At 75.8% G+C, this 13,500-nt stretch carries 12 protein-coding genes and 1 riboswitch; of the genes, 6 read left to right on the top strand and 6 right to left on the bottom strand.

From position 1 onward, the window contains the following. Positions 1–17: 17 nt before the first annotated feature. Together OG715_RS14735 and OG715_RS14730 are read right to left on the bottom strand one after the other, a co-directional pair. The gene (locus OG715_RS14735) at positions 18–1,316 is read right to left on the bottom strand and encodes a prenyltransferase/squalene oxidase repeat-containing protein (RefSeq protein ID WP_266269208.1); all 1,299 of its coding nucleotides are present in this window, start codon (positions 1,314–1,316) and stop codon (positions 18–20) included. Positions 1,317–1,403: 87 nt separating this feature from the next. Further along, positions 1,404–1,528: riboswitch (cobalamin riboswitch) on the bottom strand. 116 nt (positions 1,529–1,644) lie between these two features. Then, a complete protein-coding gene (locus tag OG715_RS14730; RefSeq protein ID WP_407660979.1) occupies positions 1,645–2,340 on the bottom strand; it encodes a TetR family transcriptional regulator in 696 nt (231 codons plus the stop codon). A gap of 233 nt (positions 2,341–2,573) precedes the next feature. Here OG715_RS14730 and OG715_RS14725 point away from each other — a divergent pair, with 233 nt between their 5' ends. From OG715_RS14725 to OG715_RS14715, 3 genes are all read left to right on the top strand, one after another. Continuing rightward, a complete protein-coding gene (locus OG715_RS14725) occupies positions 2,574–3,884 on the top strand; it encodes a glycosyltransferase family 4 protein (protein ID WP_266269206.1) in 1,311 nt (436 codons plus the stop codon). Positions 3,885–4,037: 153 nt separating this feature from the next. After that, complete coding sequence (locus OG715_RS14720; RefSeq protein ID WP_266269205.1) at positions 4,038–4,799, top strand: class I SAM-dependent methyltransferase; 762 nt, start codon at positions 4,038–4,040, stop codon at positions 4,797–4,799. Further along, a complete protein-coding gene (locus OG715_RS14715) occupies positions 4,796–5,878 on the top strand; it encodes a prenyltransferase/squalene oxidase repeat-containing protein (RefSeq protein ID WP_266269204.1) in 1,083 nt (360 codons plus the stop codon). The genes OG715_RS14720 and OG715_RS14715 overlap by 4 nt, the downstream gene beginning before the upstream one ends. A gap of 90 nt (positions 5,879–5,968) precedes the next feature. Here OG715_RS14715 and OG715_RS14710 read toward each other — a convergent pair whose 3' ends face one another. The 4 genes from OG715_RS14710 to OG715_RS14695 form a co-directional block, all read right to left on the bottom strand. Continuing rightward, on the bottom strand, positions 5,969–6,919 hold the full coding sequence (locus OG715_RS14710; protein WP_266269202.1) for a hypothetical protein: 951 nt from the start codon (positions 6,917–6,919) through the stop codon (positions 5,969–5,971). A 285-nt stretch (positions 6,920–7,204) separates the two neighbouring features. Beyond that, positions 7,205–8,287 (bottom strand): N-acetylmuramoyl-L-alanine amidase, encoded by a 1,083-nt coding sequence (locus OG715_RS14705; protein ID WP_266269201.1) that lies wholly within the window; start codon positions 8,285–8,287, stop codon positions 7,205–7,207. Positions 8,288–8,294: 7 nt separating this feature from the next. Beyond that, positions 8,295–9,545, bottom strand: a complete 1,251-nt coding sequence (locus tag OG715_RS14700) for a hypothetical protein (protein ID WP_266269200.1) — start codon at positions 9,543–9,545, stop codon at positions 8,295–8,297. 291 nt (positions 9,546–9,836) lie between these two features. Next, on the bottom strand, positions 9,837–10,493 hold the full coding sequence (locus OG715_RS14695; protein WP_266269198.1) for a class I SAM-dependent methyltransferase: 657 nt from the start codon (positions 10,491–10,493) through the stop codon (positions 9,837–9,839). Positions 10,494–10,706: 213 nt separating this feature from the next. Between OG715_RS14695 and OG715_RS14690 the strand changes: the two genes are divergently transcribed. The 3 genes from OG715_RS14690 (at position 10,707) to OG715_RS14680 (ending at position 13,083) form a co-directional block, all read left to right on the top strand. Next, complete coding sequence (locus tag OG715_RS14690; protein ID WP_266269197.1) at positions 10,707–11,465, top strand: hypothetical protein; 759 nt, start codon at positions 10,707–10,709, stop codon at positions 11,463–11,465. Further along, a complete protein-coding gene (locus OG715_RS14685) occupies positions 11,462–11,812 on the top strand; it encodes a winged helix-turn-helix domain-containing protein (RefSeq protein ID WP_266269196.1) in 351 nt (116 codons plus the stop codon). The genes OG715_RS14690 and OG715_RS14685 overlap by 4 nt, the downstream gene beginning before the upstream one ends. Positions 11,813–11,991: 179 nt before the next feature. After that, a complete protein-coding gene (locus tag OG715_RS14680; RefSeq protein ID WP_266269195.1) occupies positions 11,992–13,083 on the top strand; it encodes an alcohol dehydrogenase catalytic domain-containing protein in 1,092 nt (363 codons plus the stop codon). The last annotated feature ends 417 nt before the right edge of the window (positions 13,084–13,500 follow it).

Genomic DNA, 13,500 nt, shown 5'->3' with positions numbered 1-13,500 from the left:
GTCCCGGCCGGGAGGGGTCACAGCTTCGCGCCGCGCTTGCGCTGCAGGCTGAGCACCAGCCCGCCGCCGATGCCGATCAGCAGGCCGACGCCGAGCAGCCAGAACTTGCCGATGCCGCTGTCCTTGTCCTTCCCGGCCGAGGTCGAGGCCGAGGCGGAGGCACTGGCGGACGGGGCGCCGACGGCCTTGGGCGCCGGGCCCAGCGCGGTCAGCTGCTTGACCAGGTCGGCCCCGCCGAAGGCGGCCGGGTCGCGCTGAGCGGCCTGCGCCACCAGCACCAGGGTGGCGGTGGCGGCGGCGTCGGTGCCGCCCTTGGTCCAGTTGCCGCCCTCCTTGGCCAGCCAGTCGACAGCGCCCGCGGCCTGCTGCGGGTGCTCGCCCTGGACCAGGCCGAGCGCCGCCCAGGCGGTGGCGGTGTAGTCGGGGGTGGGCGCGGCGCCGGCCAGGGTCAGGGTCAGGTGCTGGCCGCCCGCGGCGAGCTGCTCGGTGAGGTAGGCGCCGGCCGCCTCGCCGGAGTCGGCCCGGGGGACGGCGGTGGCGGTGGCGCCGCCGTCGGCGCAGGCCAGGGCCTTGGGGGCGGCGTCGGTCCGGTTGCCGTTGGCGACCGGCAGCTTCCCGCCGGCCGCGGCCAGCGAGGCCTGGCCGCTGGCGAGGGCGTTGGGCTCGGCGGCGGGGGCGCCGGCCGGGGCGGTCTGGTAGACGAAGGCACCGCGCTGGTCGGCGGGGGCGGCGCAGCCGAGCTGGAAGACGGCGAGCCCGTCGAAGGCGTTGCGGCCGGCCTTGGCGACGCCCGCCGGGTCGTTCCTGGTGGCGATCAGGGCGTTGACGGCCAGGCCGGTGGAGTTGGCGTCGCCCGGGTTGCCGGGGTTGTAGGCCCAGCTGCCGTCCGCGTTCTGGTTGGCCTTGAGCCACTGGACGCCCTTGTCCACGGCGTCCTGGTGCCCGCCGAGGGTGGTCAGCGCCTGGATCGCGAGCGCGGTCGCGTTGCTGTCCTCGAACGCCGGGTCGCAGGCGGTCGCGGTGTCGGCGCGGTACGAGGGCCAGCCGCCGTCGGCGCACTGCTGCCCGGTCAGCCAGGCGACGGCCGAGTCGGCCGGGGTCACCTTGGCGGTGGTCAGCGCGGTCAGGGCGAGGGACTGCCGCCACACCGCGTCGTAGGTGGGGTCGCCCTTGCCGTACAGGCCCTCGGGGAGCGGAGCGGCGCCGAGGCTCGCGGTGGGGCTCGGGATGTCGGCGAACGCCGGGGTGGCGGCGGCGGTGCCGGCGAGCAGCGCGGCGGCCAGGGCGGCGGCGCCCGCGCGGGCGGCGGTCAGCATGATCGGAGTTGTGCCTTTCGATGAGCGGTGCCGGCCGGGGCCGGCGTTCCGTGGACCTCGACGGTGCCCGGCGGTGGTCCGCCCGGCATGGGCCGCTCGCCTCTCCCCGGGTGCTCCGGCTCGCCGGCGGACGGGCGCCGGGCTCACGGTTGCGGGGTCAGCGCCGGATTCGCACCGGCTTTCCCCGGAATAGGAGAAGCGGGATGGAGTTGTCCTGCCCGTCGACTCTAGCCGCCGGTCCGGGCGTTCCACTCCGACCGGGGTGAGAACAGGTTCCAGTTCGGCGCCCGCCCGCCGGGCCGGCGGCGGACCGGTCCCGGGGCCGGCCTCAGGGCAGGTCCAGCAGCCGGGCGGCGGTGTGCAGGTCGGCCCTGACCTCGGCGATCGAGGCGCGGCCGGAGAGCCAGGCGACCAGTGCCGCGTGCCAGGTGTGCTCGATCACCCGGACGGCGGCGCGCTGGCTCCCGGTCGGCGGCCCGGACTGCCCGATGGCGTCCAGGATGAGCTGCCCGGTGGCGGCGGACACCTGGTCCACCTCGGCGCCCACCGAGCGGTCGGCGAAGGAGAGCGCGCGGACCATCGCCTCGGCCAGCAGCGGTTCGCGCTGCAGCGCGTGGAACGCCCGGGTCAGCGTCTCGGCGACCCGCGGCGCCGGTTCGCGCTCGGTCGGCGGGTGCCGGCGGACCTGCTCCTGGAGGCCGCGCAGCTGCTCCAGCATGACCGCGACCAGCAGGTGGACCTTCGACGGGAAGTACCGGTAGAGGGTGCCGAGGGCCACCTGCGCGCCCTCCGCCACCTCCCGCATCTGGACCGCGTCGTAGCCGCCGCGGGCGGCCAGCGCGGTCGCGGTCCGCAGGATCCGCCGCCGCCGTTCGGCCTGCCGGGCGGTCAGCGGCGGTGCCATCGGGGCGGCCGGCAGGGGCGCCGGGGCGGCGCCGGGCGGGAGGGCGGCGGAGGGGGTGTCGGAGGGGGTGGACGCCGGCGGCGCGGGCGGTGCGGGCGGAGGTGAGGACGGTGACGGCAAGGACGCTCCCGGGCGCGAGAGTGGTGGGGCTGCTCCGGACGGGCACGGTCGGCCGGGCGGGGCGCCCGGGCGTGGCGCGAATCACCAGCCCTGGATCCTGAGCGGAAGCTACGGGCCGGTATCTTCGAGGTCTCTCATTGTTCACAGGGTCAGCGGTGAACTCCACACCGCACTGAAACCTGATCTACTTTACCGACCGGCAGCACAGACAGCAGCAGAGATGAGGGCCGACGATGACCGCGCAGCCGCTGCGGATTGCCCTGCTCTCCTACCGCGGCGACCCGTTCTGCGGCGGTCAGGGCGTCTACGTACGGCACCTCTCCCGTGAGCTGGCCCGGCTCGGCCACCACGTGGACGTGATCGGCGCCCAGCCGTACCCCGTCCTGGACGAGGTCGAGGGGCCGGGTTCGGTCCGGCTGGTCGAGCTGCCCAGTCTGGACCTCTACCGCGCCGACGACCCCTTCCGCACCCCGGCGCGCGAGGAGTACCGGGGGGCGGTGGACGTCCTGGAGTACGCCACCATGCGCACCGGCGGCTTCCCCGAACCGCTGACCTTCTCGCTGCGCGCCCGCCAGTACCTGGCCCGGCACCGGGGCCGCTACGACGTGGTGCACGACAACCAGACGCTCGGCTACGGCCTGCTCGGCCTGGCCCGGCACGGCTTCCCGCTGGTCACCACGATCCACCACCCGATCACGGTGGACCGGCAGGTCGAACTGGACGCCGCCCCCGGCCGGTTGAAGCGGCTGTCGCTGCGCCGCTGGTACGCCTTCACCCGGATGCAGCGCCGGGTCGCCGCCCGGCTGGAGCACATCATCACCGTCTCCGGCAGCTCCGAGCGCGAGATCGCCGAGCACCTGGGCGCCGCCCCGGGCGCCGTCTCGGTGGTGCCGATCGGCGCCGACACCCGGTTGTGGTCCCCGTCGGACGAGGTCGCCCGGGTGCCCGGACGGATCGTCACCACCTCCAGCGCCGACGTCCCGCTCAAGGGCCTGGTGCACCTGGTCGAGGCGCTGGCGAAGGTCCGCACCGAACGGGACGCGCACCTGGTCGTGGTCGGCAAGCCGCAGAAGGAGGACGGCCCGATCGCCCGCGCGGTGCGCGCCTTCGGGCTGGAGCCGCACATCGAGTTCCGGCACGGCCTGACCGACCGGGAGCTGGTCGACCTCTACCGCTCGGCCGAGGTCGCCTGCGTGCCGTCGCTCTACGAGGGCTTCTCGCTGCCGGCCGCCGAGGCGATGGCCACCGCGACCCCGCTGGTCGCCACCACCGGCGGTGCGATCCCCGAGGTGGCGGGGCCGGACGGCGAGAGCTGCCTGGCGGTGCCCCCGGGCGACGCGGACGCGCTCGCGACGGCGCTCGGCCGGCTGCTGGACGACCCGGAGCTGCGCGCGGCGCTCGGCGCGGCGGGCCGGGAGCGGGTGCTCGCCCGGTTCACCTGGGAGCGCGCCGCCGAACTGACCGTCGAGAGCTACCGGGCCGCGATCGCCACCGGCGCCGGCCGCCGGGCCCGCTCCGGCCCGGGCTGGCGCTACGTGGCCTGACGGCGTCCGCCGAACGGCCGAGCGGGCACGGCGGGAGACCGGCGCCCGCACCCCCGGCCGCGCCGGCCGGTGCGACCGCCCGCCCACCCGCCCCCGTGATTTCTCTGACTCGGCGTCAGGAACCCTTTGGTACCGAAGGAATGGGAGTCCGCAGTGCTGACCGTTGATTTCTCGCGCTTCCCGCTCGCCCCCGGCGACCGGGTGCTCGACCTGGGCTGCGGCGGGGGACGGCACGCGTTCGAGTGCTACCGGCGCGGGGCCGACGTGGTCGCCCTCGACCAGAACGCCGAGGAGATCGCCGAGGTCAGGAAGTGGTTCGCCGCCATGGAGCAGGCCGGCGAGGTGCCGGAGGGCGCGTCCGCGGTCGCCATGGAGGGCAACGCGCTCGCGCTGCCGTTCGAGGACGAGCACTTCGACCGGATCATCATCTCCGAGGTGATGGAGCACATCCCGGACGACAAGGGCGTGCTCAACGAGATGTTCCGGGTGCTCAAGCCCGGCGGCCTGCTCGCCGTCACCGTGCCGCGCTGGCTGCCCGAGAAGATCTGCTGGGCGCTCTCCGACGAGTACCACGAGGTCGAGGGCGGCCACATCCGGATCTACCGGGGCGACGAACTGCTCGACAAGCTCAAGGACGCCGGCCTGGAGCCCTACGGCACCCACCACGCCCACGCGCTGCACTCCCCGTACTGGTGGATCAAGTGCGCGGTCGGCGTCGACAACGACAAGTCGCTGCCGGTCAAGGCCTACCACCAGCTGCTGGTCTGGGACATCGTCGGCACCCCGGTGATCAGCACCCTCACCAAGGCCGCCGAGCGGGCGCTCAACCCGGTCATCGGCAAGAGCTTCGTCGCCTACGCCACCAAGCCCCATCGGGCCGGTCGCGGGGCCGAGGGCGCGGGCGGGGCGGAGTGACCGCCGCCGTCCCCGAGGTCCTGCTGCTGGACGGGGTGCTCGACGCCGAGCAGGCCGCCGGCACCGTCCGCAGCATCCTCGCCGAGCAGCAGCCCGACGGGGCCGTACCGTGGTTCCGCGGCCACCACCTCGACCCGTGGGACCACACCGAGGCGGCGATGGCGCTGGACACGGCCGGCGAGCACGCCGCCGCCGAGGCCGCCTACCGCTGGCTGGCGAAGCGCCAGAACCCGGACGGCTCCTGGTACGCCGGCTACGCCTACGGGAAGCCGGAGCACACCGACGGCGAGGTCTGCGACGCCGCCAAGGAGACCAACTTCTGCGCCTACGTGGCGGTCGGCGTCTGGCACCACCACCTCTCCACCGGTGACGACGCCTTCCTGGACTGGATCTGGCCGACCGTCCGGCGCGCGCTGGACTTCATCGTCGCCCAGCGGCTGCCCGGCGGCCCGATCGCCTGGCGGGTCGACGAGGACGGCCGGGCCACCGACGAGGCGCTGCTCACCGGCTCCTCCAGCATCCTGCACGCGCTGCGCTGCGGGCTGGCCGTCGCGGACTACCTGGAGGAGCCGCAGCCCGACTGGGAGCTCGCGGCCGGGCGGCTGCGGCACGCCGTCGCCCACCACCCCGAGCGGTTCCTCGACAAGGGCCGCTACTCGATGGACTGGTACTACCCGGTGCTCGGCACCGCGCTGCGCGGCCCGGCGGCGCAGGCCCGGATCGCCCGGGACTGGGACCGGTTCGTCGTCCCCGGCGAGGGTGTGCGCTGCGTCAGCGACCGTCCCTGGGTCACCGGCGGCGAGAGCGCCGAGCTGGCCATGGCGCTGTGGGCGATCGGCGAGTCCGACCGCGCGGTGGACATCCTGCGCTGGATCCAGAAGCACCTGCGGCACCCCGACGGCTCGTACTGGACCGGGTACGTGTTCGAGGACGACGCGATCTGGCCGGAGGAGCGCACGACCTGGACGGCGGGCGCGCTGCTGCTGGCGGTCGCGGCGCTCGGCGGCGACCCGGCGACGGTGGCGGTGTTCGGCGGCGAGGAGCTCCCGGCCGGGCTGGTGGTCCAGGACTGCTGCTGAGCGGGCGGCGCTCACGACACCCGTACGGCGAAGGGGCGGGACCGGAGAGATCCGGTCCCGCCCCTTCGCCGTACAGGGTGCCGCGCGGGGTCAGCCGCGCTGGATGCCCGAGGTGTCGGCCAGCACGCCCTGGGTGCCGTCCTGGAGCTGGGCGACCAGCGCGGCGCCGCGCTGCTCGACCGCCAGGTACCAGGTGCCGGGGACCAGTTCGCCGACCGGGCCGCCGGCCGGGTTGTCCTTCGGGGCCAGCTGACGCGGCGCCGGGACGGCGAACCAGAACGGCGCGAAGTCCGCCGCCGGGGCGGGCTGCGGCTGGGCGGCCTGCTGGACGGAGGCCTGACGGGCGGCCTCGGCCTCGGCGGCGTGCGCGGCCGAGGCCTGCTGGGCGGCGAAGTCGTGCGGCTGGCCCGCGACCGGCTGACCGGGCTGGCCGGCCTGCGGGGACGGGTAGCCGTAGCCGCCGGGCTGGCCGCCGAAGGCCGGGGACTGCGCCTGGCTCGGGTCCTGGCCCGGGCCCGGGTAGCCGTACTGGCCGGGCTGGCCCGGGGCGGGGTAGCCGCCGGCCGGGAAGGCCGCCGGGGCGGCCGGCCGGTCGGTGACCAGCGGGGTCTTGAGCACCGGGATCAGCTGGCCGCCGGCGGAGGCGCCGGTCAGCACGATCAGCGCGATGACCGCGAGCCAGGCGCCGATGCCGTGGCCGATGCCCTCCAGGCCGCCGCCGAGCGCCCACACCGAGGTCCAGAGCGCGGCCACCGAGAAGGCGATGCCCCACTGGTCCAGGCGCAGGCCGAGGATCTGGCGGTTCGTGGCCGCCTGGCCCTGGAAGCGCTGCACCAGGATCAGGGCGGCGGCGAGGATGCCGAGCAGGAAGACCGAGGGCAGCACGGGGAACAGGACACTGTCCCAGGCGTTCGTCGAGGTGTCGCCGCAGTACTTGCCCTTGCACTCGACGGTCCAGTACGGCAGGAAGGATGCGATGAAGAGCAGGACGGCCGCACCTGCGACGGCGGCGTCTCCCTTGGTGAGAGCGCGCAGATTCACTAACGTTCCCCTCGTTGGTGTGTCGTGGTCGGCGGTTTTCGGTTCGGCGCTCGGCCGATGTGGTTCCGGCGCCCGTCCGGTCGGCTGACCGGCCGGAAAACCCCGAACGGACCAGAAGCCTAGGGCCAACGGCCTCGCGGGTGCACAGCGGGCTCGGGAATGGGGTGAAGTCGTTGCAAATCGCGCGCTTCCGGCCCCGGCCCTTCCGCCGGCCCGTCCATCGTTCCAGTGCCCGGTCCGCCGCCCCGTCAACCGGGCCGGTGGCGGGGTCGACAGAGCGGGTTCCTACCGGGTGGTCAGGAACGAGGTCAGCGCGTCGGCGATCCCCTGGGCGGCCTGCTGGCGCCACTGAGGGTCCGTCATCCGGTGGGCGTCCGCCGGGTTGCGCATGTTACCGCACTCGATGAACACCTTGGGGACGGTCGAGAGGTTCAGTCCGCCCAGGTCCGAACGGGTGTCCAGACCCTTGCTCGCGACGTAGTCGGCGTAGGGCTCGCCGGTCGCCGCGTGGAAGCTGTCGCGCAGCAGCAGGCCCAGCCGGTGCGAGGGGTCGACGATCGCCGCGGTGTCGGCCTTCCCGGCGGCCACCTTGGCGGGCATGATCACGTGGAATCCGCTGCCGTTCGCCGGTCCGCCGTCGCCGTGCACCGAGACCGCGGCGTCGGCGCGGGCGGCGTTGCCGATCCGGGCGCGCTCGTCGATGCACGGCCCCCACGGTCGGTCGCCGTCGTGGACCAGCACCACGGTGGCGCCGCGGGCGGCGAGGATCGCGCGGGCCCGGTGGACCACGTCGAGGGAGTACTCGGCCTCGCTGTAGCCGCTGTTGGTGCTGGTGCCGGTGGTGTCGCACTCCTTGCGGGCGTTGCCGATGTCGACCTTGCGGTTGATCTCGGCGGTGTGGGCGGAGTTCCCGGTGTTGTGGCCGGGGTCGAGGAGGACGGTGCGGCCGGCCAGGGCGGTGGAGGCGGGGGCCGGGAGCGGGAAGGCGGGGTCGGCGGTGCCGCCGGGGGCGGTGCCGGGCGTCGCGGTCCCGGTGGGGGCGGCGGGGGCGGTGGTGAAGGCGGCGGTGGGGTCCGCCCCGCCGGGCGGCGCCGCGGCGGGGGTGCCGGTGCCGGCGGCCGCGACGGCGGGGACGCTCCGGTCCGGGCTGCCGACGGTCCGCCAGCCGAGCCAGCCGGCCAGGCCGAGCGGCGCCAGCACGCCGATCACGGTCACGGTGCGCAGCAGCGTCGAGCGGCGGGGGCGCCGGTTCTTGCCGGGTGCCGCACCGGCGCTGCCGGGGCTGTCGGAGCTGTCGGGGCCGGGGCCGTCGGGAGCGGCGCTGTCGGGGGCGGTGGGGCCGGCCGGTCGCCGGGTGGTGCGAGTCACGGGTGGTTCAGATCCGGTCCTGGGTGCGGGGGGTGAGTCCGAACTGGTCGGCGATCGCCTTCCACTTCGTGACGAAGTCCTTCTTCGCCTGGGTGGCCTGCGGGTTGAGCTCGTCGGCGCGCTTCTTGTCGGCGGTGTTCGGGGCGCTGCCCGAGCAGCCCTGGGAGGCGACCGTCCGGGCCCAGGTCGCGTAGGCCCGGTCGATGTCGGCCGACAGCTGCCAGGCGGACTTCAGCGACTGCACCGCGTCCGGGCCGCCGGGCAGGTCGGTGACGCTCAGCTGGGCGAGCTTGGCCAGCAGCTGGTCGCGCTGCTTGGCGCCGCTGTCGAACACCTGGGCGGCGGACTCGATGTCGGGCTTGGTCGGGCAGCTGTTCACCTTGGCGACCGCGTTGCCGATCGGGGCCTTGGCGCTCTCGCCCTGGGTGAGCAGCTCGTCCAGGGCCTTGGCCTGGGTCGGCGCGTTGGCGCCGGCGCCGGTCGGGGAGGGGGACGGAGCGGTGCTCGCCGCGGGGTCGGGGGCGGTCGGGGTCGGCGCGGCGCCGGTGGGGGCCGGGGCGGGCTGGGGGTTCCCGGACCCGGAGGTGCCGCCGGTGGCGGTGGCGGAGGGGCTCGCGGGGCCGGCCTGGTCGGTGCCGGAGCCCTTGTCCTTGACCGCCCAGAGGATGCCGCCGCCGAGGGCCAGCACGAACAGCAGCGCGAAGGCGATCAGCAGCGGCGCGCGCTTGTTGCCGGGGCGCTCGTCGTCGTCCTCGGCCTCGTAGCCGGTCGGGTAGTCGGGCCCGGCGTACTCGTGCTGGGGGTACTCGTTCCCGGCGTAGCCGTCCCCGGGGTACTCGGGCCGGGCGTAACCCTGCTGGGCGGGGTCGTACGGCGGCCGGCCGGGCGCCCCGTACGGGGCCTGGCCGTACGGTGCTTCCTGGCCGTACCCCGGCTGCGGCTGGGCCTGCGGCGGGTACGGCGGCTGCTGGGCGGGCCGGGGCGGGCCGTAGGGCGCCTGCTGCTGCGGCGCGCTCCGGGGCGGGAAGGCGCCGGGCGCGTCGGGGCGCGGCGGCACCGGCTGCGGGATGAAGGCGGTCGGGGCGTCCTCGTCGTACGGTCCGGCGGGGGAGCCCGGGGGCGGTCCGGGAGCGGCCGACGGGGCGGTCGGCGGCGCGCCCGGGGTGGCGGGCTGCTGGGGACCGCGCACCCAGCCGCCCGCACCGCCGCGGGCGGTCGGGTCCCAGACCGCCGGAGCGGTGTTCTGCTGGTCCGTCATCTGTCCCTGGCCCCCACGGTCTGCCCGGGCCTGCTCCGCCCGGTGCTCTGCTGGTGTCGTGCGGCCGCGCCGCGGTCGCGGGCGCCCGCGACCGCGCGGACACCGTACCGTTCGCGCCCCCCGACCGGCAGCCCCGGCACGACGTTAGAGCATCCGTGATCGCCCGTGGGGCGGGTCGGCCGATTCCGGACACCCGCGCGGCGGCCGGACGGCGGCGTCCGCGGGGCGTCGGGTCCGGCGGGTTCCGCGGTGGGCCCTGTGGTGGGCCCTGTGGTGGGCCCGACCTGCGGGTCAGCCGGTGGCGGCGCGGCGCAGGACGCGCAGCGAACCGGTCACCGAGACCTCCTCGAAGCCCTCCGCCAGCGCCCGCAGGTACACGCGGTACGGCGCCTGGCCGCCGTCGGCCGGGTCGGGGAAGACGTCGTGGACGACCAGCAGGCCCTCGGGCGCCAGGTGCGGCGCCCAGCCCTCGTAGTCGGCGGTGGCGTGCTCGTCGGTGTGGCCGCCGTCGATGAAGACCAGGGCGAGCGGGCCGCCCCAGACCGCCGCGATCTGCGGGGAGCGGCCGACCAGGGCCACCACGTGCTCCTCCAGGCCGGCCGCGTGCAGGGTGCGGCGGAACCGGGGGAGGGTGTCCATCCGGCCGACCTCCGGGTCGACCAGGGTCGGGTCGTGGTACTCCCAGCCGGGCTGCTGCTCCTCGGAGCCGCGGTGGTGGTCGACGGTCAGCGCCACGGTGCCGGTCTCCCGGGCGGCCTCGGCCAGCAGGATCGCCGAGCGGCCGCAGTAGGTGCCGATCTCCAGCACGGGGCGGCCGGTGCGGCGGGCGGCGGTCACGGCGGCGGCGTACAGGGCGAGGCCCTCGTCCGCGGGCATGAACCCGGTCGCGTCCTCGAACGCGGCCAGCACCTCGGGCCGGGGCCGCGCGGTCTCCAGGAGGTCGGACATGGTGCTGCTCCTCGGCGGGGGTGGTGGGTGGCGGCGCGGTCCGGTTTCCGGCCCGCCGTCGGACCCTACTGGACGGTACGGCGCGACTCCGAGCCCGCGGCGGCGTCCTCGCGCCGCGGGCGTCGAACGCGCCGCCCGGTCCGTCCGCATCGTACGGTCTGCGATCCAGTCGGGTTTCTTGTCAGAACTGGTTTGTGATGCAAAGCTGACGGCATGACAGACGCATCGGTGCCGTCGTCGGGCGCCCCCCAAGAAGTGCTCGCCAGTCTCGGTGATCTGACCCGCAGGGTCCGCGCCGCCCAGCGCGCCACCTGGTTCCCCCTCCTCCTGTTCGGTGTGCTCACCCTCGGCGGGATCCTGGTCGACCGCCTCACGTTCAGCGTCGAGACCGTCACCCCCTGCCCGCCGGGCCCCTCGCGGGCCGACGCGGTCCTCGCGAGCTGCACCGTCGCCGAACACGGGTCGCCGCTCTACTGGACGGTCGGGATCGCCCTCGTCTACGCCGCGACCTCGGTCTTCTACGTCCGCCGCTCCCGCGCGCGGGGCGTCGGGAGCCCGATCCGGCCCTACGTCCTCACCGGCGTCGCCCTCGTCGCCGTGGTGGCGGCGACCATGTTCTGGGTCGGCCGGAACGGCGTGCCGCAGCCCGGTGCCCCGCTCGACTTCTGGGGTCTGCACCTCGATCCCGGGGCCGGGACGACGCGGTTCCTCGAACGGCTCACCGGAGAGGCGGCGGCCGTCGGGCTGCCGCTGCTGGTGCTGTCCCGGGTCGAGCGCAGCCGCGCCCTGCTGCTCTTCGCGCTGGTCTACCTGCTCCTCGAACTGGTGCCGCTCTCCACCGGCTGGGCGGGGATCGGTGCCGCCTCGCCCTGGTCGGCCCTGCCCCGCCTGATCGTCCCCGGGGTGCTCCTCCTGCTCGGCGCCCTCGGCTTCGCCCTGGTCCAGCTGCCCCGGCGGCGCGACGCGTCATGACCGAAGAGCACGATCAGCACCCCGTCAACGGTCTCGACGACGTCGTCCACCAGCGCGTCCGCCTCGGGATCCTCACCGTGGCCCACGAGGCGCGCCGCGTCGAGTTCGGCTTCCTCCGCACGGCACTCGGCCTCACCGCCGGAAACCTCAGCCAGCACCTGACCGTCCTGGAGAAGGCCGGACTGGTCGCCGTCGAGAAGGGCTACGAGGGCAGACGCGCCCGTACCTGGCTCTCCCTCACCCCCGCCGGGGACCGCGCCCTCCGGGACGAGGTCACCCAGCTCAAGCGGCTCATCCAGCTGATCGAACAGGGGGGTGCGGCCCCGGAGGGGCGGGACTCGCCATAGAGCCCCCGCCGTCCCGGCGGGCCGTGCGCAAGGGGCGGCGGCCCGCCACGGGGGTGCGGGCCGCCGTCCGTGTGGACCGCCCGGGCCGAGTGGAACGTGTTCTACTCGGCCCGGGCGCGGCGTGCCAGAATCGGCCCGACCGACGATCCGCGAATCCGCGAAGGACCCGGGAGCAGCCCATGCGCGCCGCCATCCTGCACAGGACCGGTCAGGACACGCTCGACGTCCGCGACGACGTCGAGGCGGTCGGCTTCGGGCCGGGCAGGGTGAGGATCCGGCTGCGGGCCGCCAGCCTCTGCCACTCCGACCTGTCGGCGATGAGCGGCGTCCTGCCCCAGCCCGCGCCCTTCGTCCCCGGCCACGAGGGCGCCGGCGACGTCGTCGAGGTCGGCGAGGGGGTGACCGGGATCGCCGTCGGCGACCGGGTGGTGCTCAGCTGGATCGCGCCGTGCGGCCGCTGCGCGCACTGCGGGCACGGACGCTCCCACCTCTGCGTCGCCTCCCTGCGGCGGCTCGGCGCCCCGGGCTTCCGCTACGGCGGGGACGGGGACGGCGCGGGGGAGGCGTCCGGCTTCTACGGCACCGGCACCTTCGCCGAGGAGCTGGTGGTGGACCGCGACGCGGTGGTCCCGGTGCCCGCCGACCTCCCGTACGAACTGGCGGCGCTGATCGGCTGCGGCGTGACCACCGGCATCGGCGCGGCCGTCCACACCGCCCGGGTCGAGCCCGGCGCGTCGGTCGCGGTGATCGGCGCCGGCGGGGTGGGCGTCGCGGCGGTCCAGGGCGCCCGGGTCTGCGGCGCGGGCCGGATCGCGGTGGTCGACCCGGTGGTGTCCCGCCGCGAGCGGGCGCTCGCCTTCGGCGCGACCGAGGCACTCGCGCCCGAGGAGCTCAGGGCGGTGGCGAAGGGCCTGCCGGGCGGCGGCTTCGACTACGTCTTCGAGGCGGTGGGCCGCTCGGCCACCGTCCGGGCGGCGTACGACGCGGCCCGGCGCGGCGGTGCCGTGGTGGTGATCGGCGCGGGGGCGCAGGACGACCCGGTGCGGTTCAGCATGGGGGAGCTGTTCTTCAACGAGAAGCGGCTGCTGCCCTCGCTGTACGGCGGCGCCCCGCTGTCGGACACCGTCGCGCTGGCGGTGGAGCTGTGGCGGGCCGGGCGGATCGACCTCGCGGGGATGGTCACGCACCGGGTCGCGCTGGCGGAGGTCAACGAGGCGCTGGCGTGGATGCGCGGCGGCGAGGGGCTGCGGACGGTCGTGCTGCCGGGCTGAGGGCCGAGGGCTGACGGCTCGGCGGCTGGCGGTGGGTCCGGCCGGTCGCGCACACGCCGGGCCGGACCCACCGCGACCGGGTGAGGCCAGGTCGGCCGAGCCCGCGCGGTGGCGGCCGTGCGGGTCCGCCTCGGGGGTGTCGTCGGCGGCGGAGCGGCCGCGGTGGCGACCGGCCGCAGCGGTGTCCTCGGCCGTGGTCTCGTCGGTGTCGGTGAGGGTGTCGGAGATCAAGATCGTCTGTCCGTGCTTCCGTGCGAGGGTGCGGGTCGTCCGGCCTCCGGCCGGTACTGCTGGACCCGGCCGGGGCGCGGCCGCCACCCTGACCGCCGGGGCGGGCGGGGGCGTACCGGGACCACCCCGCCCCGTACAGCCCGACGGTTCGTACGCCCCGCCGGGCGGCCCGACCTGCGTCGGTCG

The sequence above is a fragment of the Kitasatospora purpeofusca genome (assembly GCF_036010405.1).
GTDB classification, from domain to species: domain Bacteria; phylum Actinomycetota; class Actinomycetes; order Streptomycetales; family Streptomycetaceae; genus Kitasatospora; species Kitasatospora purpeofusca.
This window is presented reverse-complemented; position numbering and strand designations above follow the sequence as displayed.